Source organism: Paenibacillus sp. LS-5 (assembly GCF_056121505.1).
Window position 1 is genome coordinate 40,911 of the sequence record NZ_JBWAVA010000008.1, and the last position, 22,763, is coordinate 63,673.

At 50.2% G+C, this 22,763-nt stretch carries 21 protein-coding genes; 7 read left to right on the forward strand and 14 right to left on the reverse strand.

The annotated features are described in order from the left end of the window. Positions 1-37 precede the first annotated feature (37 nt). From rhaA to AC0MA3_RS13790, 3 genes are read right to left on the reverse strand one after another with little or no spacing between them, the layout of a single operon-like run. Positions 38-1,294, reverse strand: a complete 1,257-nt coding sequence (gene rhaA / locus AC0MA3_RS13780; protein WP_474656622.1) for an L-rhamnose isomerase — start codon at positions 1,292-1,294, stop codon at positions 38-40. 36 nt (positions 1,295-1,330) lie between these two features. Beyond that, positions 1,331-2,794 carry a rhamnulokinase gene (gene rhaB, locus AC0MA3_RS13785; protein WP_474656623.1) on the reverse strand — a complete coding sequence of 488 codons (1,464 nt, stop codon included), beginning with the start codon at positions 2,792-2,794 and terminating at the stop codon, positions 1,331-1,333. A 27-nt stretch (positions 2,795-2,821) separates the two neighbouring features. Continuing rightward, positions 2,822-3,973 carry an iron-containing alcohol dehydrogenase gene (locus AC0MA3_RS13790; protein ID WP_474656624.1) on the reverse strand — a complete coding sequence of 384 codons (1,152 nt, stop codon included), beginning with the start codon at positions 3,971-3,973 and terminating at the stop codon, positions 2,822-2,824. A 361-nt stretch (positions 3,974-4,334) separates the two neighbouring features. On the opposite strand from AC0MA3_RS13790, the gene AC0MA3_RS13795 reads away from it, so the two are divergent. Beyond that, a complete protein-coding gene (locus AC0MA3_RS13795) occupies positions 4,335-5,090 on the forward strand; it encodes a DeoR/GlpR family DNA-binding transcription regulator (RefSeq protein ID WP_474656625.1) in 756 nt (251 codons plus the stop codon). 109 nt (positions 5,091-5,199) lie between these two features. Here AC0MA3_RS13795 and AC0MA3_RS13800 read toward each other — a convergent pair whose 3' ends face one another. Further along, complete coding sequence (locus AC0MA3_RS13800) at positions 5,200-6,489, reverse strand: L-cysteine desulfidase family protein (RefSeq protein WP_474656626.1); 1,290 nt, start codon at positions 6,487-6,489, stop codon at positions 5,200-5,202. A 320-nt stretch (positions 6,490-6,809) separates the two neighbouring features. After that, a complete protein-coding gene (locus AC0MA3_RS13805; protein ID WP_474656708.1) occupies positions 6,810-7,019 on the reverse strand; it encodes a beta-xylosidase family glycoside hydrolase in 210 nt (69 codons plus the stop codon). Between the two features lie 121 nt (positions 7,020-7,140). Here AC0MA3_RS13805 and AC0MA3_RS13810 point away from each other — a divergent pair, with 121 nt between their 5' ends. Beyond that, on the forward strand, positions 7,141-7,890 hold the full coding sequence (locus AC0MA3_RS13810; RefSeq protein ID WP_474656627.1) for a YdcF family protein: 750 nt from the start codon (positions 7,141-7,143) through the stop codon (positions 7,888-7,890). An 82-nt stretch (positions 7,891-7,972) separates the two neighbouring features. On the opposite strand, the gene ybaK is transcribed toward AC0MA3_RS13810, so the two are convergent. The 3 genes from ybaK to AC0MA3_RS13825 form a co-directional block, all read right to left on the reverse strand. Further along, positions 7,973-8,449 (reverse strand): Cys-tRNA(Pro) deacylase, encoded by a 477-nt coding sequence (gene ybaK, locus AC0MA3_RS13815; protein WP_379151610.1) that lies wholly within the window; start codon positions 8,447-8,449, stop codon positions 7,973-7,975. Positions 8,450-8,488: 39 nt separating this feature from the next. Next, entirely contained in the window at positions 8,489-8,740 is a 252-nt protein-coding gene (locus tag AC0MA3_RS13820; protein ID WP_379151607.1) for a YolD-like family protein, read from the reverse strand. 167 nt (positions 8,741-8,907) lie between these two features. Then, a complete protein-coding gene (locus AC0MA3_RS13825; protein ID WP_474656628.1) occupies positions 8,908-10,584 on the reverse strand; it encodes a hypothetical protein in 1,677 nt (558 codons plus the stop codon). A gap of 222 nt (positions 10,585-10,806) precedes the next feature. Here AC0MA3_RS13825 and kduI point away from each other — a divergent pair, with 222 nt between their 5' ends. The 3 genes from kduI to kduD all read left to right on the forward strand — a co-directional run bounded on the left by kduI (position 10,807) and on the right by kduD (position 13,251). After that, complete coding sequence (gene kduI / locus AC0MA3_RS13830; protein ID WP_379151601.1) at positions 10,807-11,640, forward strand: 5-dehydro-4-deoxy-D-glucuronate isomerase; 834 nt, start codon at positions 10,807-10,809, stop codon at positions 11,638-11,640. 34 nt (positions 11,641-11,674) lie between these two features. Then, a complete protein-coding gene (locus tag AC0MA3_RS13835; RefSeq protein WP_379151598.1) occupies positions 11,675-12,430 on the forward strand; it encodes a DeoR/GlpR family DNA-binding transcription regulator in 756 nt (251 codons plus the stop codon). A gap of 65 nt (positions 12,431-12,495) precedes the next feature. Then, the gene (kduD, locus tag AC0MA3_RS13840) at positions 12,496-13,251 is read left to right on the forward strand and encodes a 2-dehydro-3-deoxy-D-gluconate 5-dehydrogenase KduD (RefSeq protein WP_379151595.1); all 756 of its coding nucleotides are present in this window, start codon (positions 12,496-12,498) and stop codon (positions 13,249-13,251) included. A 296-nt stretch (positions 13,252-13,547) separates the two neighbouring features. Here the strand turns inward: kduD and AC0MA3_RS13845 are convergent, their stop codons facing one another. The 3 genes from AC0MA3_RS13845 to AC0MA3_RS13855 form a co-directional block, all read right to left on the reverse strand. Beyond that, positions 13,548-14,114: an NAD(P)H-dependent oxidoreductase gene (locus AC0MA3_RS13845; RefSeq protein WP_474656629.1), complete on the reverse strand. Its 567-nt coding sequence runs from the start codon at positions 14,112-14,114 to the stop codon at positions 13,548-13,550. A 144-nt stretch (positions 14,115-14,258) separates the two neighbouring features. Continuing rightward, on the reverse strand, positions 14,259-14,561 hold the full coding sequence (locus tag AC0MA3_RS13850) for an ArsR/SmtB family transcription factor (RefSeq protein ID WP_474656709.1): 303 nt from the start codon (positions 14,559-14,561) through the stop codon (positions 14,259-14,261). A gap of 81 nt (positions 14,562-14,642) precedes the next feature. Beyond that, positions 14,643-15,161 carry a hypothetical protein gene (locus tag AC0MA3_RS13855; RefSeq protein ID WP_474656630.1) on the reverse strand — a complete coding sequence of 173 codons (519 nt, stop codon included), beginning with the start codon at positions 15,159-15,161 and terminating at the stop codon, positions 14,643-14,645. 109 nt (positions 15,162-15,270) lie between these two features. Between AC0MA3_RS13855 and AC0MA3_RS13860 the strand changes: the two genes are divergently transcribed. Continuing rightward, positions 15,271-15,894, forward strand: a complete 624-nt coding sequence (locus AC0MA3_RS13860; protein WP_474656631.1) for an NUDIX hydrolase — start codon at positions 15,271-15,273, stop codon at positions 15,892-15,894. A gap of 95 nt (positions 15,895-15,989) precedes the next feature. Here AC0MA3_RS13860 and AC0MA3_RS13865 read toward each other — a convergent pair whose 3' ends face one another. Further along, a complete protein-coding gene (locus AC0MA3_RS13865) occupies positions 15,990-18,059 on the reverse strand; it encodes a beta-galactosidase (protein WP_474656632.1) in 2,070 nt (689 codons plus the stop codon). Between the two features lie 178 nt (positions 18,060-18,237). Between AC0MA3_RS13865 and AC0MA3_RS13870 the strand changes: the two genes are divergently transcribed. Then, positions 18,238-19,107, forward strand: coding sequence for an AraC family transcriptional regulator (locus AC0MA3_RS13870; protein ID WP_379151580.1), 870 nt, complete (start codon positions 18,238-18,240; stop codon positions 19,105-19,107). Positions 19,108-19,246: 139 nt separating this feature from the next. Here AC0MA3_RS13870 and AC0MA3_RS13875 read toward each other — a convergent pair whose 3' ends face one another. After that, positions 19,247-20,986: an ABC transporter ATP-binding protein gene (locus AC0MA3_RS13875; protein ID WP_474656633.1), complete on the reverse strand. Its 1,740-nt coding sequence runs from the start codon at positions 20,984-20,986 to the stop codon at positions 19,247-19,249. Beyond that, positions 20,983-22,722: an ABC transporter ATP-binding protein gene (locus AC0MA3_RS13880; RefSeq protein WP_474656634.1), complete on the reverse strand. Its 1,740-nt coding sequence runs from the start codon at positions 22,720-22,722 to the stop codon at positions 20,983-20,985. Before AC0MA3_RS13880 ends, AC0MA3_RS13875 begins: the two co-directional genes overlap by 4 nt. Positions 22,723-22,763 lie beyond the last annotated feature (41 nt).

Consider the following 22,763-nt stretch of genomic DNA (forward strand, 5'->3'; position numbering starts at 1 on the left):
CGATGCTGACTGTTCCCCTTAAGGTTCCCCTTAGACATTATCTGGCGGACAGCACTTCCTGCTCGTAGCTCTTCACTTCAGCCAGCCACTGCTCCCGTACAGGTGTATTCTGCGAAGCGCAGTAATAATCCCAGACCGCACCGAACGGATAAGACTTAAATTCTTCAACCAAGGCTAGACGGGAAGTATAATCTCCGGCCAACTCCACAGCCTTCAGCTCTGCCACCGGCTCCAGCATGGCCCGCAGGAGTGCCTTGATGGTATTACGTGTGCCAATCACCCATGCGGCGATATGATTAATGCTGCCGTCAAAGAAGTCCAGCCCGATATTCGTGCGGCCCAGCAAATCTCCGCGAACGAGCTCGCGTGCGATTTCAAGCAGCTCATCATCCATAGTGACAACATGGTCGCTGTCCCAGCGGACAGGGCGGCTGACATGAAGCAGCAGTTGTTCGCTGAACATCAGAATAGAAGACAATTTATTGGATATCACTTCTGTCGGATGGAAATGTCCGGCGTCCAGGCAGATCGCCTTGCCCCGGGTTAATCCATAGCCCATATAGAATTCATGAGATCCAACCACATAGCTCTCCGAACCAATCCCAAACAGCTTGCTCTCTACCGCATCGATGTTGAACTTAGGATCAATCACTTCACTGAACACCTCATCGAGAGATTCCTTCAGCCGTACGCGCGGGGACAGGCGGTCTACGGGAGCATCCTTGTAACCGTCCGGTACCCAGAAGTTCGTCACACAGGTCTGTCCCAGCTCGCGGCCAAAATATTCAGAAATCTTGCGCGAAGCTTTACAGTGCCTGATCCAGAAGCTGCGGATTTCCTCGTCGGCATGACTTAAGGTGAAGCCGTCAGCCGCTTTGGGATGGGAGAAGCAGGTTGGATTGAAGTCCAGACCCAGCCCCTGTTCCTTTGCCCACTCAACCCAAGGTGCAAAATGGCGCGGTTCCAGCTCATCCAGATCCACCTGTTCATCCGTATCGGCATAAATGGCATGCAGATTCACCTTGTGTTTGCCCGGAATCAGCGACAAGGCCTTTTCCAAATCCTTACGCAGCTCATCCGGTGTTCCGGCACGGCCAGGGTAACTGCCGGTTACAGCAATCCCCCCGCTCAGTTCCTTGTCTTTAAAAAGAAATCCTTTGACATCATCCCCTTGCCAGCAGTGCAGTGAAACTTTGATCTGTGCCAGCTTTTCTAGAACTTCGTCCACATGGATTCCATGGGCTGCGTATAATTTTTTGGCTTCGTTATAACTGTTGATGATGCTCTGATCCATGATGCAACCTCCTAAAAATATTGTGGCATACACTGACTAATGGATAAACGGTGCGTGAAGGGCCTCCCAGCGCCTCAGCAGATCTTGCAGCTTAGGGACCGGTTGAGGAGTATACGATACAATAGGAAAAGACTTCTCGATGATTTCTCTGGCTTCGGCGATATTGGCCACGCTGCCCTCGTGAATCAGTTGAACTGCGAGATTCCCCAGTGCTGTTGACTCTATGGGCCCCGCCAGCACTTCCCTACCGGTAATATCGGCAGTCAGCTGGCACAACAGTCCGTTATTCGCACCGCCTCCGACAATTTGCAGCACCTCTACCTCCGTTCCCGTTAGGGCTTCAAGCTCCTGTAGGTAACTACGGTAAGACAAGGCCAGACTGTCGAATATACAGCGGGCAAGCTGTCCAGGCGTCTTCGGCTCAGGCTGGCCACTCTCCGCACATGCGGCACGAATCTCATCAATCATGTTATCCGGATTAAGGAACCGCGGATCGTTGCAAGGGATTAGGCTGCGGAAGCCCTCGGCTTCACCAGCTAGCTGGGCCAGTTCGGCGAAGCTGTAGCGTTCTCCATCCAGTCGCCGTACTTCCTGGATCAGCCAAAGCCCCATGATGTTCTTAAGGAACCGGTAGGTGCCGAAGGCCCCCCATTCGTTGGTGTAATTGGCGGACATCGCTCGCGGATTATTGATCGGATGGCTTAGCTCCACGCCAAGCAGGGACCAGGTGCCGCTGCTAATGTAAGCGGATGAGCGCCCCCTCTGCACAGGAACACCAAGCACTGCTGAAGCAGTGTCATGGGTAGCTGCACATATCAGTTCGCACCGGGGCAGATCATACCGGCTTACAAGCGGCTCCTGGATAAATCCGAGGCTCTCTCCTGGAGCTGTCAGTATGGCAAACTGCTCTCTTCTCAGGTGGAGAAGTGACAGGAGTTCAGAGTCGAAATCCCCAGTCTGCAAATTCAGCATCTGAGTTGTCGAGGCATTGGTAGCCTCATTGATCTTCTGCCCGCTTAATCTATAGTAGAGATAATCCGGCACCAGCAGAATTTGCTCTGCTTCGGCCAGTTCTTTCCGGTCATGAGCATACAACTGGTATAACGTATTAAAAGCTAACTGCTGTATCCCCGTCTTCGCATATACTGTCTCCGGTGGAATGAGCGAAGCCACCTCCCCCATAATACCTTCGGTACGGGAATCCCTGTAGGCATATACCTCCTGGATGCGGTTGCCTTCCGCATCCAGGAGCACATAATCCACCGCCCAGGTATCGATGCCTAGCGTGCACTCCGTGATGCCTTGTGCTTTGGCTTTTTGAAGACCGGTAATAATCTGGTCGAACAAATAATCAATATCCCAGAAGCAGGAGCCGTCACGCTCGGTGAATCCATTACTGAAGCGGTGAAGCTCTTCCAGGGCCAGCTTGCCGTCCCTGAGAGTCCCAAGCACAAGCCTGCCGCTGGAGGCGCCGATATCGACGGCGATATGTTTGTTCATAGAAGCTCTCCTAACTTAAAGGTTGTTCTAGAGGATTTTGCGGAACAAGGCAATTACTTCTTCTTTTGTAGGAATGAAAGGATTACCAGGGGCACAGGCGTCCTTCATTGAGTTCTCGGCGAGCAGGTCCAGATCGACTTCATCTACGCCAAGCTCTGACAATTTGGAAGGAATGCCCACTTCCTTGGACAGTTCCTTGATGGATTCAATAACGTATGCCGCACATTCCTGATCTGTTTTGCCTTCGATCTGCAGTCCAATAGCTTTGGCAATACTTCTGAATTTCTCAGGAACATGTTTGGCGTTTTCTTCTTCTACAAAAGGCAGCAGCATTGCATTGCAAACACCGTGAGGCAGATCATACACGCCGCCAAGCTGATGCGCCATCGCATGCACGTAGCCAAGCCCGGCATTATTAAAGGCCAGACCACCCAGGAAAATGGCGTATACCATTTGCTCCCTGGCTTCAATATCATGTCCGTTCTTCACGGTCCGGGCCAGATTGGCGAAGATCAGTTCAACCGCAGCCAGTGCGGTAGCATCAGTAACCGGATAAGCTCCAGGTGTAACCAGCGCTTCGATGGCATGCGTAAGCGCATCCATTCCGGTTGCGGCGGTAAGTGCGGCCGGTTTGTCGATCATCAGCTCAGGATCATTCACTGAAATGGTGGCGATGCTGTTTTTGTCGACCATTACCATCTTCACTTTTCGTTCTTCATCGGTAATCACGTAATTGATCGTAACCTCAGCAGAGGTGCCCGCAGTTGTATTGACGGCTACGATCGGCAGAGATTTATTCTTGGATTTGTGTACACCTTCATATTCCTTGATATGCCCGCCATTGGTGGCGATAATTCCAATCGCCTTGGCCGTATCCTGCGGCGAGCCGCCGCCGATGGAGATCAGATAATCGCAGCTATGCGAATGCAGGAAGTCTACTCCGTCATGAACATTTTTACATGTAGGATTAGGTTTGACTTCATCATATAGGGCATATTGAATTCCCGCTTCATCCAATACAGCCAGCAATTTGCCCGCGATACCGCTCTTGACCAGAAATTTGTCGGTGACGACTAGCGCCTTCTTCAAGTTCAATTCCTGAATGTACGGACCAATTTCCTTCAGACATCCTTTTCCCATAATGTTGGTGGACGGAACATAATAGACATGAGTACTCATTGATTGACCAGCCTCCCAGGCAATTTGTTACTGCTGTGTTACCAGGATTAATGTTCTTCTTAGCAAGCCTCAAGCTCTATGCCGCTTTGGCACCACAGGCTGGTCTCTGGGCACAATATCCGACCGGCTCTGGCACCTCTATAAAAGGTATCGCTTACAATGAGAGCATTAACATCCTCATCGTATCTCCATAAATCTTTGTTGTCAACAAATAATATATATATTGTGTTGTTTTTATTTGTTTGGTGTCTGTTTTACAAAGAATCATCTATAATACACCTGTGGGTTTCGTTTATTTCCTTGCAAAACACAGATATTCAGGTCTATAGTTAGATAATATAGTTCTGGAAAGGTGATATATATGCTGGCAGCCGAAAGACGCAAGAAAATCATAGATCTTGTACATCAGGATAAACGGGTTCTCGTCTCTGATCTCAGCCGGATGTTCGAGGTAACTGAGGAAACAATCCGGAGGGATCTTGAGAAGCTGGAGAAAGACGGTATTCTCAGCCGGACTTATGGCGGTGCAATGCTGAACAGGCACACGAATGAGGACCTGCCTTTTGTGACAAGAAATGCGCTCAATACGGATATCAAACGAAATATTGCGTTAAAAGCGCTGGATTTGATTAATGATGGAGATACTCTGATGGTAGACCCCAGCTCTACCTCTTTTGAATTCCTGAAGCTGCTGGGCAACAAAAACAATCTGACAGTCATTACGAATTCGATTAATATTCTGCATGAGTTCGCGAACTCCGGCCTGAATATTATTTCCTCCGGCGGTTCACTGCGACACCGTTCCCTGTCACTGGTCGGGCCTGTCGCCCATGATACCATTCAGCGCTATAATGTAGATACCGCGATTATTAGCTGCAAGGGCCTTGATATGGAGCGGGGAATTACCGATTCCAACGAACCGGAGTGCGAGTTGAAGAAATACATGCTACGTCAGGCGGAGAAGGTTGTGCTGCTTGCCGATCATACCAAGTTTGACAAAACCGCCTTTACACGTCTGGTTGCACTTGACAGCATTGATGTGCTGATTACTGACCGCAGACCTGCGGACCCCTGGCTTAAACGGCTTGCCGAAGAGAATATTGAAGTATTGTATTAAAATAAACCGCCCGGTCACCTGCGTTGTTAAAACAGGAACCGGGCGGTTTTGTATTAATCTATGAACATATTCGTTTCATTTATACGTTACAGGATTTCCAATAGGACGGCTACAGCATTCCGCCTTTGGAGAGCATGATGCTTAAAATGGTAGCATCGGTGTCGGCCAGCCCCTCCTGAACCAGCCGCTCCATATTGCGGATGGTGTCTTCCACCTCTTCAAAGATCACACCATCATTCGTAGAAGGCCCAATGTTATTCATAGCCAGCGTGGCTGCCTGAATGGCCGCATTGGTGGAGGTGGATATTTTGAGCGCACAGGTTGATTTGGCCCCGTCGCAGATCATTCCTGACAAGGAGGCGATGGTATTCTGTATGCCATATTTAATCTGGGCAAGGGTTCCGCCCATAAGATATAGAATCCCGCTGTTCGCCCCTACACCACCGGCAATCCCTGAACCGCATAGCGGTGAGAGCCGCCCGATGTAATGTTTAATGTGCACTGTAACCAGATTGCTCAGCGCAAGCGCCCGGGCCAGCATTTCCTCATCCTTGCCCAGCAGCTCCGCCAAGGCAATCACCGGAAGTGTACAGGCTATGCCCTGATTCCCGCTGCCAGCCGTTGTCATTACTGGCATAGCGCTGCCGTCCATTCTGGCATCAGAGGCTGCCGCCGTCGCAGCGATGATGGTGCTCGCCACATCGTTGCCGAATAAGTTCACAGCCGATTGCTGGCTCATTTTCTTGCCCACCTGTAAGCCGTAATTCCCGCGCAATCCTTCATCGGAGATAGCTTTGTTCATTGTTGCCCCTTCCAGAAGAAAACGGATATCCTGGAAAGGGACAGTGCAGATAAACTCAAAGATACCTTCAATTGAACCTGTATAAGCTTCGTGACCCGTTCTTCTAGGAATACCGCAATCCGCTTTAGATTTGGGGGGTGTCATTTTCTTCCCATCCAGTGCCAGGTAATCGATATGAGTGTGCTCCCCGGCAATAATGGCGGTAGACATATGGTTCTGCGAAAATACCTTTGCCTCAATATATAACTTCTCCGTTGTGTCCTTCAGCTCTACTTCAAGAAGCCCCCGTTCCAACAGTTCATTAGCAAGCTTCAATTCGGCCGGAGTTAGGCCGGACAGAATTTCCAGCTCTTTGTGGGAACGTCCCACCACCGCTCCGAGGGCTGCTGCGATCGGGAGTCCGGTCTGACCTGTACCGGGAATGCCCACGCCCATTGCGTTCTTAATAATATTTCCGCTAAGCTGCAGCCGGATGGCCGTGATGTCTTCCTCCAGAAGCTCTGCCGCCAATGAAACGGCATATGCTACTGCAATCGGCTCTGTACAGCCTTCAGCCGGGACAACTTCCTTGTGCAAAATCTCCAATAAGCTGGACATGTATGGATTCTCCTACTCTCTATTCTCTCTGTTCCAGAAGTTCATTTCTATATAGTATAACAGCAGGAAACTAAAGGGGAACCCTTTGTTTCGTATGATGTTCATGATCGGAGGGTTAACGGCTGCAGGGATCATTATTTTATCTGGGATCCTATTCCTATTATCTTTGAAGTACAATATTATTCGATTGAATTGATACTCCGCCGCTACATATAATTAGGTTTCATTGAAAAATATTTATTCAGCTCATAAAAGCTCCACGCTTTCTTATGAAATCCAGAAAACGGGAGCTTTCAGAGTACTCTTATTCAGCAGCTGAATTAGTTAGCCCTATACTCAAAATAATCAAAATAAGCTGCTTTCGCCTGCTGGTCCAGATCCTGGCAACAGATTGCAGCATAGGAGCCAGTGAAACCAAGCTTACCACCGTATTCATCGGACAATGTGCCAAAATCAAGTGGTGTGCACATCGCAATCCACGCTTCCCCGTCCGGTGAAGCGTAATAGACGGACCAATTCGACGAATGAATTGAAACCGCCTATTATGGAATGCATTCGCGAATCATGCCGAGTGGAACCAAGGCCGCTGGGCCTGCCTCCTGTGCTCATGGTACAATATATTCAGCAATTCTACATAACGAGGTGAATCCGTTGATCTATTTCATTAAATTCTTATACAGCTTCATTCTTCCGCCAGGTCTTTTCGTCCTGCTGCTTCTGGGTATGACAATCTGGCTGTGGCGGAGCAACCGGCGACCGGCTCTGGTCCTGCTCGGCATTACCTTCCTGCTCTACCTCACCATGACTCCACTAATCGGCGATCTGCTGATAGGTGGCCTGGAACGGCAGTATAATCAGCCAGAGAGGATCCAAGGTGATGTAATCGTCGTACTTGGCGGTGGAGCTACCTCCGGGACGCCTGACATTGACGGGGATGGGAATATGTTCGGTTCGGCGGCGAACCGGCTGCTGACCGCGGCGCGGCTGTACCGCAAGACCGGACTACCGGTCCTGTTCTCCGGCGGCCAGGTGTTTGCCGACAGCGGCAATGAAGCGGATATCGCCAAACGTCAGCTGATTGGCCTCGGTGTCCCGGAGGGTGATATTCTGACCGAGAACCAGTCTCTGAATACGGAGCAGAATGCCGCCAACACAGCGCTCCTTATGGAAAGCAAGGGGCTCAGCCACCCGATCCTGGTAACATCGGCTTTTCACATGCCCCGGGCTATGATTCACTTCAAGAATAGCGGACTTTTGCCACAGGCGTATCCATCAGATTATACCGTCAGCCAGGAAGAACGCCTTTATTTGGCCAAATTCTCACCATCCCCCGGAGCAATGAATAATACGGGAACGTCACTAAAAGAATATTTAGGCTACCTCGCCGCCCGTATCTGGTAGCAGGGAATGGAGCCTGAACAGCAAAAAGCAGTGGATCGGAGGAATGAATTCATCCGGCCCACTGCTTTTTCACATCATGCGGTCATGCTTGGATCACATCACAAAATCTGGCGTTGACAACCCCAGCCAGTTGCTCCGGTACCAATTCGATCTGCATGCCAATCTTGCCACCGCTGACGGCCATGGCTGCAAGTGTTGCGGCGCTGCCGTCAATAAAGGTAGGATAAAGCTTTTTCATGCCTACGGGAGAACAACCGCCGCGCACGTATCCGGTCCATTTCAGCAGATCTTTTACCGGGAGCATCTCCATCTTCTTCTCGCCCGCCGCCTTCGCTGCTTTTTTGAGATCGAGCTCTTCCGCTACCGGAATAACAAACACATAGAGGTTCACTCCGCTATGCGCGACAAGGGTCTTAAAGACAGTTTCCGGCGGCAGACCTATCTTCTCAGCCACAGCTGTTCCATGAATCTGGCCATCCTCATTGTCATACGCATGAATCCTGTAAGCGACTTTTCGGGTATCGAGAATCCGCATGGCGTTGGTTTTGGTGATTGACATCATACATCGACCTTTCGGCAGTTCTATCTGTTCGCTCTACTAATCTCTTGGATAATCTATGGCCATAATGTCCATAAAAGGAACCTTCATGAGCTCCTCTTTGAAGCTTACATGCACCTTGCCGGTACGTGAATCCATGCCAACGATCGTTCCCCGCACCTGCTCCTCTTTGCCCCAGACGGTCAACAGGATTTCAGAGGCCTCCTGCATAGCTTCCGTCAATTGATTGCCAATTTCCTCCAGCACAAATTCATCTCTTGTCGGCCGTTTGGCCACTTTCGCTTTTGCCACGCTATTCCTCCAATAAGTCATTACAGGGATAAACACAATTTTTGTATGAATGCTCTTAATTATTATATCATGGACACGCATTGGATTGAACCTTAACCACATCTGTCGAAGGAGAACACGCGCATGAAGGCGGATCATCTGCCTGCGGGTTCTTTAACAAAACATATTTAGCTGCCGCTAACGGTATAATGTTCCAATGTGATTGGGCTGCCATTCAGCAGAGCTTGAGTAAAGATTTGATCCCCTGCACTTAATTGCAGCCGGTCTCCATTACTATTGCCATATTGAACGGTCAAGGTGGCCCCAACCTCAAAAGCAGGTGCATGTGCTGCCCATTCAGCTTCAAACAACGCAAGGTCACTGATCCCCCGCTCCGCAGCCTCTTTGACACTCATAGCTTCGACAACCACGCCTCCAGGCATTCCCTGTGCAGACACTTCGAGATAGGTGTCCCTTTCAATCAACTGGTAACCATGGGACAGATATACGGCAAAATACACAGCGCCCGCCTGGCCGAACAACGCAGTATGCCGCTTCATCCACTGGCCCTTGGGCAGCACACCGACTACTGTATCCCCTTCCCCCTCTGGAACCGGGAACAACGATAGAATGGTGTTCCGGTGGTACAGCACCTCCATATACCTGCTCTGATGGCGCGGGTCTCCTGCGTGATAACCTTGACCGGGATGAAAGAAATACAGCCGGTTCGCTGCAGATTCAGCAGACACCGGAAGTGAAAAAGCCCAGCGTAGCTGTTCGTTATCGAACTCCTCAACCCGTTCCCATAAGCCTCCTGCGGCGAAGCTCTCGGTAATATACGCATAGGAGTGAATCAGCGGCTGCGGGTTAGGATCTTCGGGAATGACTTTTTGCGTCACTTTGGTAACTTCCACCGGAGTCTGGCGGTTCAGTACTGCTGCACGTACCTTAGCCGGAGCTTCAAAGAAGAGAAACCCAGCATACTCCGTGCGGGGCATACCCTGTGGCAGCTTGAAATCCCCAAACTGCACATAGTCATGAAGCACATTCCCGTCGGCCGGAATATCATGCGGCCAGCCCCTGGAATGCGCGCCAACCCAGGCACCCTGCAGATAGAATTGTCCCCGTTCATTCCACAGGTAATCCAGCATTTCTCCAAGCGTTCTCTTAGCTCTGCTGTCTTCCTCCAGCGCCCAGGCACAGGTAAACGCCTGCACCCAGTGCCAGAACCACGGCAGGCTGCCGTACTCTGGCATTCCCTTCTCTCTGATATACACCAGAGTATTCTCCAGGCTCTGTCGCCCGTCCGCCAGCAGCTCTTCATCATCGAACAGCTTGCCGAAGATCAGCTTCGCCGCTGTATATTTGGCCTCATGATGTCCAAAGTGAATCACTGGCTTACAGTAGAAGCCGCTGCGGTAGATATGCCCGATTGCTGTGTGAAAAGCAATCCGCAGTCCGGCATTCAGTCTGCTCCCGTATTGTTTGAAGAACCAGACCATCAGGCTGCCCATGATCTCCACAGGCAGCTCATGCGGTGCTGCCTCGCGCGGAAGCGGGTGCAGATTCAGCGGCCAATGCCCGTATAACGGCGTACCCGGTTGCCGGTTTTGCAGGAGCACGGTTTCGAGCATCACGGCCTCCGCTTTGTGTTTGGCCTCCTCCTGGTCAAAAGGCAGCTCAAAAGATGATTCCACAGCAGCAGCAAAAAGATAAGATGCATAATAAAAGTTGTTGCGGACATCATCATGGAACCATAGCCCGCTATCCAGTAAGGGACGCCGTTCAGCCTGGGTAGCGATAGTATAGATGATTTCATTTTGGCGAGCCTGATATGGACCCGGTGCAGATTTGTGTTCTCCCACTTCCGTTCACCCTCCACCATTTCTTATATACTACATACTTAAGATCCAACTTCATTTCAGTACTATTGTGCACGCTTTCAGTTCATATGGCAACGCTATAAACGCTATAAATGAACTAAAATAAACATACTAAAAAAGATTATCACTTGCCAAATGAACTTATATGGATTAAATTGTACCTATACGAACGAAAATATGTTTGCGAAGGAGATTGAATATTTCATGGAAAGACGTTTCGCATCCCATCCTAATGAAGTTAAGCAATTTGACACAGAGCGCTTGCGCAAGGAGTTCCACATTCCTGTCATTTTTGCTCCGGATGAACTGAAGCTTGTCCTGACCCACGAAGACCGCATGATCGTCGGCGGTGCTAATCCCGTTAAAGAAGATGTTGTGCTCACCACTGACCTGAAAGAGCTTGGAGTAACTTACTTCCTGGAACGCCGTGAACTGGGTGTTATCAATGTCGGAGGCAAGGGTTCAGTTGTTGTAGACGGAACAGAATATGAAATAGATTACAAAGAGTGCCTGTATGTAGGACAAGGCTCCAAAGATGTTATTTTCAAAAGCGCCGACAGCGCCAAACCTGCGAAGTTCTACCTGAACTCTGCACCTGCACATCAATCTTACCCTACTACCAAAACCACGCTGGCTGAATCCGAATCCGGTGCAATGGGGGGTCTCGAGAACTCTAACGAACGTACGATTCACCGCTTCATCCATACTAACGGCGTTCAAAGTGCTCAGCTGGTTATGGGGATGACTCAATTGAAACCGGGCAGCATGTGGAATACAATGCCTTCCCACACTCACCCGCGCCGGATGGAAGCTTACTTCTACTTCGATCTTCCGGATGATTCCATTGTGTTCCACCTCATGGGCGAGCCTACAGAGACCCGTCACATTGTAATGCACAATGAACAGGCAGTAATTTCTCCAAGTTGGTCCATTCACAGCGGTGTGGGTACGCACAACTACACCTTCATCTGGAGCATGGCCGGAGACAACAAACGTTATGATGATATGGACCCCGTAGGTATGAAAGAATTACAATAGAATAAAAACAACTACGGAAAGATGAGGCAGGCGGATGAACCCGATACGGCGACATGAGATGATTATGGAAGTTATGCTGAACCAGAAGGATGTAACGGTGAACGAGCTGAGCGACAAGCTTCAGGTCACGGGAAAAACAATCCGCGAGGACTTAAGCAAGCTGGAGGAGCAAGGACTGATTATGCGTGTCCACGGCGGAGCCGTTCTGGCACAGAGCGATCAGTTCGGCATTCTGCCCTTGAGGAACCCGCTAGATAAATATTCCGATGAAAAAACGGAGATTGCACAGCTCGCGCTGACCCATATCGCAGAGGATGATATTATTGCGCTGGATGGCGGCAGCACCACGCTCGAAATTGCCCGGAGGCTGGAGAACATTCCGCTGACGGTTATCACCAATGATGTGTACATCATCAGTGAGCTGGTTCAGAAAGACAACATCCGTCTCGTTGTTCCGGGAGGATACCGGGTCCGCAATATGCTGGCCGGTCCCGAAGCGGTCTCCTACGTCCAAAAGCTTAATATAGAAAAAGCCTTTCTGTCGGCTACAGCTGTTCATATTGAACACGGACTGTCCATTTACACCGGTGATTTCATCGATTTCAAACAAGCCTTAGTATCCACAGCCCGTACGGTATTTGCCGTCTGCGATCATCACAAGTTCGGGCATACCGCACTGCGAACGTTCGCATCCCTGCAGGAAGTTGATGTGCTGCTGACGGACAGCGGTCTTGCAGCAGAAACCGTAGGGCAATTCCGGAGTGCAGGCATTCATATCGAATGCGGGTAGTATAAATACAGCATTAAGCAATACCAAAATACTCATTAATGTTTATAAAAGGAGAGAATAATCATATGTCATCTTTATTCAGTTTGGCAGGTAAAACAGCAATCGTAACAGGTGCTGCCCAAGGTCTTGGACAAGGGATTGCCCTTGCCTTTGCAGAAGCAGGCGCAGACGTTATCTCCGCTTCCCTCAATGCAAGTGATGAAACAGTAGCTGCAGCTAAAGCCTTTGGCGTAAAAGCACTCAGCATCGCTTGCGACCTGAGCGACCACTCCAAGCTTCAAGGCATGTTCGATGAAGCTGTTGCCTTCACAGGCAAGGTTGATATTCTTGTGAACTGTGCAGGTATGATCCGCCGTACACCGGCCAAGGACCACAGCGAAAAGGACTGGTTCGATGTAATCAACCTCAACCAGAACACTGTCTTCTTGCTGTCGCAAATCGCCGGTCGTCACTTCCTGGAAAGAGGAAATGGTAAAATCATCAACATCTGCTCCATGCTCTCTTACCAGGGCGGCATCAATGTACCGGGCTACACTGCAAGCAAGCATGCCGTAGCTGGTCTGACCAAAGCTTTTGCCAATGAATGGGCTGGCTCCGGTCTGAACATCAACGCAATCGCTCCAGGATACATGGCTACTGAGAATACCGCTCCAATCCGTGCCGACCAGAACCGTTCCGATTCCATCCTTGACCGCATTCCTGCCGGACGCTGGGGAACTGCTGAAGATGTTAAAGGACCTGCTGTATTCCTGGCATCCGCTGCATCCGACTACCTGAACGGCCACATTCTGAATGTGGATGGCGGATGGTTGGCTAGATAATACCTGGCCATTCTCTTCCTGAATGTTATGGTTAGCAAGCTTATTATAAATAGACATACACATACAAATGGGCTGCGGGGAGTTAGATTTGACATCGGCTTACTCTGCCAGCAGCTGCTGCTAAACATATCACTTTCCAACAAGACTGAGGCGTCCTCACAAAAGGCGCTACAGTCTTGTTTTGCTATTTCCGGTGATTGGTCTCGATAACCCGTTTCCCGGTGCAAAGCTTTCCCTCCCGCGCTGCTCTCCATGCAGGAAAGGATCATAGCTTACCTTGTGGTACGCGGAGACGGTTAAGCTCTTCTGCCGGAGGGAGAGGAATGTCTATCCACATAGACGGCGTAATCTGCGGCATACTGCTCCAGCAGTTCGTCGCTTACTTCGCGAATTCCGCTCACCACAAATGGCCGCTGGTAGATCATTCCGGTCAAGTTGGTAGTCTGCTGAAACGGCCGCAGCAGCTCGCTATAGGAGTAATTATGAAAACCGCCGGCCTGGTACATGCTTTGAGCGCCTCCTGAAGAAATCGCAATCATAAGCTCCTTGCCCTTCAGCTTGTCTCCCCCTTTGCCATGAGCCCAGCCATGCTCTAATACTTCATCCATCCATTTTTTCAGCAAAGCAGGTGAGCTGTACCAATAAAAGGGGAATTGCAGTACGATTCGTTCATGAGCAAGTAACAGCGCCTGTTCGCGTGGGACATCGATTTTTTCGTCAGGATAACTCTCGTACAGCCGGTGAACAGTAACATTACCCATTCTTTCAATTTCGGCTGTCAATCGTTTGTTAATTCGAGACGTCTCCAAATGTGGATGAGCCACAATAACGAGGGTTGCGTTGCTGGCGGACGGGTTAGACATAAGAAACAGCTCCTTTTCATAATCCTAACATTCGTGATATGTCGATTTATTAAGTAAAAAAATACTTCATATACATATCCCGAATTGTCGATTTGTTATTTATATAAAGACTGAATTCATATGTTTGAATTCAGTCTTTATTCCCTAGAGATCCTTCTGAATGTAAGTGGCTATTTGGGTTAATGCTGCTTCATCTCTTTTGTAATATGTCCATTTTCCCAGCCGGGTCGCCTGTACAAGCCCTGCCCGCTGCAGAACAGACAAATATTGAGAGGTGGTGGATTGGGTCATATTCAGCTTAGCAGTAATCTGACTGACGCATACCCCAATTTCGATAAGATCAACCCCTCCCTGGGGTCCAAAATGAGCTGTCGGATCTTTTAGCCACTCTAGAATTTGAAGACGTGCTTCATTGGAAAGTGCCTTAAATATATCTATTGGGATAATTGGTTTCATGTCATCATTATATCGACATTTCTCGATATGTCAACCCACTTAACTATGCCTTTCATCTCAAAACTCCGCCAATTACTTGCTGAATTCCACGAACTCATCGGGGTGGGCACGGATATACTCAGCGATAACGTTATGGGTATTCGGTATTAGCCGCTTAAAGCGTTCATACAGGCCGTTGACTATCTTCAGCAGTTCCGGATCGGTTTCGATATCGTTCAGCCCAGCATCCCCCCATCCCAAACCCAAACTAAGGTTTCTGGCCTCCAGCTTTTCCCTCGTCTCTTCAAGAAGCTCAAACAGGGCATCATCTGCAAAAAAACGCACACCTTCCAGAACTCCGTTCCAAGTTCCCTGCTGATTCAGCAGGTAAGAGCTCCAAGCATAAAACTCTGCTGATGACTTGTGGCAGTGATCATACATGATACGGAACATGCAAAGTGCTGTCTGCGCCTTACCCAATTGCTTGATTGCGGCAACTTTCACTTCCGGTGATTTCCCTCGGATCAGCTTGAAGGTCGGCTCCATGCAAGCCCAGCCGAGCCTTTCATCAGTGAATGAATTGAATTCTTTCCTTTCTATCGCCACGCGCATGTTCTTCCCCTCCTAAGCCATATTATACCTTTCTGTACAATGACTTCCGAGCATTCTCCTATTATTTGTGATAGTGTTATTAGCAACTGGGCCAATAAGGAGAATACACATGTCAGACGAAATTCTTACTACATATGATGTACAGGGCCTGGTGACCGGCACCGCCACGCGCGATGATGTACACCGGCTAGGGCTCTGGCATGAGACTTTTCATTGCTGGTTCGTAGAGCAGCGTGCAGATTCATTCTATATCTATCTTCAGTTGCGCAGCAAGAACAAGCGGGACTATCCTGGCTTGCTTGATATTACCGCGGCTGGACATTTACTGGCTGGTGAGACGGCAATGAACGGCATCCGTGAGGTGGAAGAAGAGCTGGGACTGCAACTTACCTATGACGAGCTCATTCCACTCGGAATTATCCCCTATTCCATGATCAAGGAAGGGATGATCGATAATGAGAGGGCAAATGTATTCCTGTATGACAATCATTTCCCCTTGGAGCAATTCCAGCTTCAGCCTGAAGAGGTTGCCGGAATCGTCATCGCAGAGTTTGCCTCCTTCCGTAAGTTCTGGCAGGGTGAGCTGCAGCAACTCGATGTCTCGGGTTTTCGCGTAACGGAATGCGGTAAGCGTGAAGCCGTTCAGCAGAGCGTGGACATCAGCCATTTTGTGCCTCATGATACGGACTATTATCTGAAGATTATCTCAGGAATCGAAGCAGCTTTCCTCTAAGTGGCTGAAAGTCACGACTCGTGATTCCAGCAAAAAAAGGCAGGAGCCCAGGTCATACCGGGTCCTGCCTTTTTGATATCTATATGCCTGCTGAATTAATGCGCCCGCTTGAGAATAGCCAGGCCATGAACCGGAAGCGTAAGCACCGAAGGCGCAGGCTCGCCGGATTCAAGTACAGTGTATGTTCTGCTGTCCAGCTGAATGGATTGCTCCACGCCACTGAAATTCTGCACAAATACAAAATCAATGTCTCCATCGGTCCGCAGTTGAGCGGTGACACCTGCTGGCAGATCGGTATCCAAGGTGCGGATAATCCCTGCCTTTTTGGTAATTGCCGCATATAGCTCCACATAGAAACCGGCATCCTTTACGCGTGTAGCCAGATGGTAGGCCCGGCCTTTACCCAGGCGGTTCATCGTCAGCGCAGGCTGGCCCGCGTAGAAGTCCGTTCGGTACGTACCCAGCGCCTCAGCTCCTTCCAGGTGGATCAGCTCGGCAATTTCATGCGCATCATAGTCTCCTTCAAGACACAGCGCATTGCCGGAATTCATTACCAGCCCATTCAGGTCGCGGCTGTGCAGGCCTTCTGTCTCTTCCGCCCAGATACCGAGTGTCCGGCGGAGCGGACCCGGGAATCCGCCCAGGTGGCAAAGATCTGTCTCCCCAACGACACCTGACCAGTATGTCCCCAGAAAGTTCCCTCCCTGTTCGACATACTTCTCAATCCGCTTGCCATTCTCCTCACTGATCAGGTACAGCATAGGGGCGATCACCAGCTTGTATGCGGAAAGATCCTCCTCCGAACCGATAATATCCACCGGAATGCCCAGCTCCCATAATGCCTGGTAATGCTGAAGCACTGTTTCTTCATATTTCAGACCCGAGTTGCGGATACCCTGTGCATCCTTAATGGCCCAGCGATTGTCCCAATCATAGATAATAGCCGTCTGAACTGGTGTAGTCGTACCTACTACCGCTTGCAACTCTGAGAGTGTACGGCCCACTTCGGCAACATCGCGGAAAACACGTGTCTCGGCGTGGCCGCTATGATCGATTACGGCACCATGGAATTTTTCGCTCGATCCACGGCTTTTGCGCCACTGGAAGTATTGTACGGAATCAGAGCCATGGGCAATCGCCTGCAGGGAGGACAGCTTATGCATACCGGGACGCTTCAGCTTGCTGACACTCTGCCAGTTCAGCAGCGAAGGTGTGCTCTCCATCAGCAAGAACGGCTTATGCTTGAAGGTTCGGTACATATCATGGTGCATCGCTGCCCAAGCTGCCAGGCCAGCGTCGTCATCGTCATCCGAGTATCCCCAGGACGGGTAAGAATCCCAGGATACAACATCGAGTATCTTGGCGAGCTTACGGTAATCCACACCGTCGATATTGTGCATATTGGTCGTTACCGGCAACTCAGGGTTATACTCACGCACTGAATCTATCTCATGCTGACAGAAATCAATAGTAGATTCGCTGACAAAACGGCGCCAGTCCAGGTTAAGACCGTGAACCTGCGTCTCCCCGTGTGGTGCAGGGGACTCCACTTGATCCCAGGAAGTATAAGTATGGCTCCAGAAGGTAGTCCACCAGGCATGGTTCAATTCATCCAGGCTGTTATCGTATTTCACCTTCAGCCATTCCCGGAAGCTCGCCTGACACAGATCACAGTGGCATTCGCCGCCGTATTCGTTCGAGATATGCCAACCAATAACTGCCGGATGATTCGCATAACGCTCAGCCAGCTTGCCGTTCAGCAAAGCTGTTTTCTGACGATACACGGGTGAAGTGTAACAATGGTTATGTCTTACACCGTGCAAATTACGAACGCGGTTGCCTTCTACCCGCAGTACTTCAGGATATTTCTCCGACATCCATGCCGGACGCGCACCGCTTGGGGTTGCCAGGAAAGCATATATCCCGTTTTCGGTAAAGGTATTAAGGATGCTGTCCAGCCAATCAAAGGTGAATACACCTTCTTCCGGCTCCAGCGATACCCAGGAAAAGATCCCCACAGACATTACATTGCATTTGGCAAGCTTCATCAAGCGGATATCTTCTTGCAGCACCTCAGGGTATTTCAGCCATTGTTCGGGATTATAGTCGGCACCATGCAGCATCACTGGAATCTTGCTGCTGACAGGAGGTGATTTCATGTTCATTGATGGGTTCATCCTTTCGGTGTGATGTTCATGTCTGGATGGGATTATTCTCTGATAAATCCTGCGAGAAAGCCCTATCCATTTCACGAATCATTCTTTATACTGTATATAATAAAGGAAAATCCCATTCGGGTAGTAGGAATATACGCTCGCTTTACTAGTACAAAATGAACATGAGGTGACCATCATTCTTCCCTTCTCTCTAATTGAAATGCCTCGCGACCTGAATCGTTTCCCCTTGTACCCCTATTCGGTTGGCCGCCATATTCAGTATCATCATGTTCGCCCAAGCGGTTTTCCCGTATACCAAGTCTTTCTGATCCGCAGCGGGAGAGGACTGTTCCGGGATCTTGTGACCGGAGAAGAGACGATATTGGAACCCGGTATGGCTTTTGCCTATCCCCCTGACAGGGGTCATGAATATTATCCATTGTCTCTTACACCCTGGCATGTAGGCTTCATTGGCTTTCATGGAGAGTTAACGCAAAGCCTGCTCGCAGGAATCGGCATTCTGCCAGGCGCTCCGCCGCTACACCCCGAGCACTTTGAAGAATGCTGGGAACAGGTCGGCAGTATCTGGCATACGGTGAATGACCAAGCAAGCAGACAAGATGAACATGTGATGCAGGAGCTCTCTGTGGCGCTCTACCGGTTGCTTCTCCTGCTTCGCCGCACTGCTTCAGAGACAAGCCCCACAGGGCGGCTGGAGCTGGAGAATGTACGAAATGAGGCCTTACAGAAAGCCGTCAGCCTGATCAATGAGCATTTTACTGAACCGCTGCTGGTATCGAATCTCGCTGCTGCGGTAGGTTATTCTGTTCAGCATTTTCAGCGGCTTTTCTTGCAGGAGTATGGAATCACCCCGCACAAATACCTGCAGAACCTCCGTCTGGAACGTGCAGTTCAACTGATCCGGGAGAATGCCGATACACCGGTTCAGGATATCGCCTTGCAATTGGGCATGGAGACTAATTATTTCATCCGTGTCTTCCGGAATACGTACGGCTGTACGCCGGGGATGATGCGTAAGCGGCAGAATGAATCTTAATGATTTACACCCTGCTGGCGGCGGTGAACAAAGAAGTCATTTCTGGACAGACAAGTACAAAAACAGCTGTCAGCTCTGGACCTCTATCTCAAGTCCAGGCTGCAGCTGTTTTTATTGTCTATATCCGTTATCTCCCCTGCTAGACCTCTGCAAACTGGCTGTTGTACAACCGGGCGTAATGACCGCCCCGTTGAAGCAGTTCTTCATGCGTGCCACTCTCAACGATATCGCCGTCTTTCATGTAGAGAATGACATCCGCCTCACGGATCGTGGACAACCGGTGGGCAATCACGAAGCTGGTACGTCCGGAGATCATCGTGAGAAAAGCTTTCTGGATACGCGCCTCCGTCAGTGTGTCGATACTGCTGGTGGCTTCATCCAGTATCAGCATTGGCGGATCCGCTAGCATGACGCGGGCGATAGTGAGCAGTTGCTTCTGTCCCTGGGATAGATTATCCCCGGAACCGGAAATCTTCGTTGCATAACCTTCCGGAAGCCGCTTAATGAAGCTGTGTGCGTTCGCAGCCTTGGCGGCGGCAATCACTTCTTCCTCCGGCGCCTCCGGCTTGCCGTAAGCGATATTATCGCGGATGGATCCGCCGTACAGCCAGGTATCCTGCAGAACCATGCCGAAATTGCGGCGCAGGCTATCCCGGGTGATCGACCGGATATCCGTTCCATCGATCCGGATGCTGCCGCTATCCACGTCATAGAAGCGCATCAGTAAGTTGACCAGTGTTGTTTTCCCGGCTCCGGTCTGTCCGACGATAGCTACCCGGGTACCAGGTTTAACCTCCAGACTGAAGTTCCTGATCAGTGGACGCTCAGGGGTATAGGCAAAGCTTACCTTCTCAAAGGTTATCGTACTCTGGGTTGTCTTCATGATCTGGGCATCTGCGGTATCCTGCGTTTCCGGCGGCAGGTCAAGAATGGCAAAGATCCGCTGCGCCGAAGCCGTAGCCGACTGCAGCTGGGTGATCACACCGGTTATTTCGTTGAACGGCTTGGCGAACAGATTCGAATAGATCAGAAAGCTGGACAGGTCCCCAACTGAGAAATGGCCCCCGATTACCAGTGCGCTCCCGATCATCGCAATCACAGAAAACGTAATATTATTCACCAGACGGGTGCTTGGATTGGACAGCGATCCGTAGAACTGCGATTTGATGCCGGTATGGTACAGCTTATTATTCCGTTCTGAGAACCTGGCAAAGCTGCGGTCTTCGTAACGGAATGCCTGCACCACCTTTTGCCCACCCACAACTTCTTCTACATATCCATTCAGTCCGCCTAGAATTGCAGCCTGCTCCCGGAACAGCCTCTGGGAGCGTGTCGTAATGAAACGTGCAACAAAAAAAGTTGCTGGTGCCGAGACCAGTACCACAAGTGTCATCACCGGACTAATGTAGAGCATCAGTCCAATGGCTCCGGCAATCGTGACCACTCCGGTCAGCAGTGTAGAAAAGCCTTGCAGTAATCCATCCGAAACAGCATCCATGTCGTTAACGAACCGGCTGATGCTGTCCCCCTGTGGATGGTTATCGTGGAATTTCAGCGGTAACACGTTCAGCTTGTCGAATAGCTCGCGCCGCATATCATAGACTGTGCGGTAGGCAATCCGGTTAGTATAGTAAGTCAGCAGCCAGCCAAAAAAACTGCCGACCATATAGACCGCGGCCAACATCAGCAGAAGCCGCAGAATCTGGTCAAAGTCCACTTGTCCAGGTCCAACCATATAGTCTACAGTCCGTCCGATCAGCAGCGGACCGATCAGGCTGGCGAATACACTCAATAGGGCGCAGCATACTGCGGCCATGGCAATGCCCCTATGCTGTTTGGTGTAGTTAATCATTCTCTTCCAGGTTGCTGTGGAGCTCATTGCATGCCCGCCTCCTCGCTTGAAAGCTGGGATTGGCAGATTTCCTGATACACTCCACAGCTCTGTAATAATGCCTCATGTGTGCCGACTCCGGCGATTCGTCCTTCATCGAAGACAATAATCTGATCGGCCTGCCGGACAGTGCTTACCCGCTGGGAGACCAGCAGCACGGTTGTTTCTTCGCTGTTCTCCTTCAGTGCGCGGCGAAGCGCCGCATCCGTGGCAAAATCAAGCGCACTTGCCGAATCATCCAGAATCAGGATCTGCGGACGCATAACAACAGCACGGGCTATGGCCAACCGCTGTTTTTGCCCGCCGGACAGGTTTAATCCTCCTCGGGTGACAGGCGTAGCCAGTCCTTCAGGCAGCTTTTGGATGAACTCTTCGGCCTGGGCTATAGAAGCAGCGGTCCTCATTTCTTCGAGTGAGGCATTCGGCTTGCCCCAGCGGATATTCTCAGCAATGGTGCCGCTGAACAGCGTAGCCTTCTGAGGTACGATCCCAATCTTGCTACGCAGCTCTTCCAGTCTATACTTTCTGACACTGACCCCATTGACCTGGATATCTCCCTCTACCACATCATAGAAACGCGGGATCAGATTCACGAAGGTTGACTTGCCGGAGCCTGTACTGCCAATCAGTCCTACAGTTTCTCCACGGTTAATAGTTACCGAAATATCTTGCAGCGCGAGTTCACCTGTAGTGTTGTAACCAAATGACACATGATCGAAAATAATTGCCGGTGCCGGCCCCTCTGCAGGTAAAAGATTCTGACTCCCTACATCCGTAACGGAGGCTGTGGTAGCCAGTACTTCATTCACTCGGTTCGCCGAGGAGGAAGCTTTGGTGAAAATAATGACCAGATTCGAGACCACAATCAGCGCCAGCAGAATTTGGGTTACATAGTTGATAAAAGCGATAATCTCGCCCTGAGACAGCCGTCCGCTATCTATGTGAATACCACCTGCCCACAGGATAGCAATAATCGCCGCGTTCACGACCAGTGTAGTCATAGGCCCAAGCCACGCTGAAATGCGTGCGACACGGATTGCCGTCGATGTCAGATCCTCCGAGGCGGTATTGAAACGCTGTTTCTCACTACGACTCTTGGCAAATGCGCGGATGACCCGGATGCCGGAAAGATTCTCACTAAGCACCAGTGCCAGATGATCCAGCTTCTGCTGATATTGACGATAGAGCGGCGAGCTGCGTGTGATGATGAGATACAGAATCACGCCAATTACCGGAGTTGCCGCAAGCAGTATCAAGGAGAGCCGGAAGTCGAGAATCATGGACATGATGATGGCTCCAATACAGATGAACGGAGCGCGGATAACCAGACGGATCAGCATCGCCACAGCGAGCTGAAGCTGGTTCACGTCATTCGTAATCCGGTTGATCAGTGAAGGCGTGCCGAAGGTATCCAGCTCGGCATAGGAGAGCGCCGAAATATGCTTGAACATCTTGTTGCGCAGTGAAGTACCGAAGCCTTGGGAAGCCCGGGCGGCATAATATTGGCAGACCAACGAACAGCCGAAGCCGAGTAGTGACATAAGCACCATTAGACCACCCATCCGGTACACATAAGCGCTGTCGTGGCGGCCGATCCCATTGTTGACAATCAGAGCAACTATAGTAGGCAGCAAGAGCTCAAGAATGGCTTCCAGCAGCTTGAAAATTGGCCCTAGCGTCACTTCTTTCCTATAAGGTTTTAAGAATAAAGAAATTTTGTACACAGTAATCCTCACCTAACCTATGTGGTATGTAAAAGCTTTAT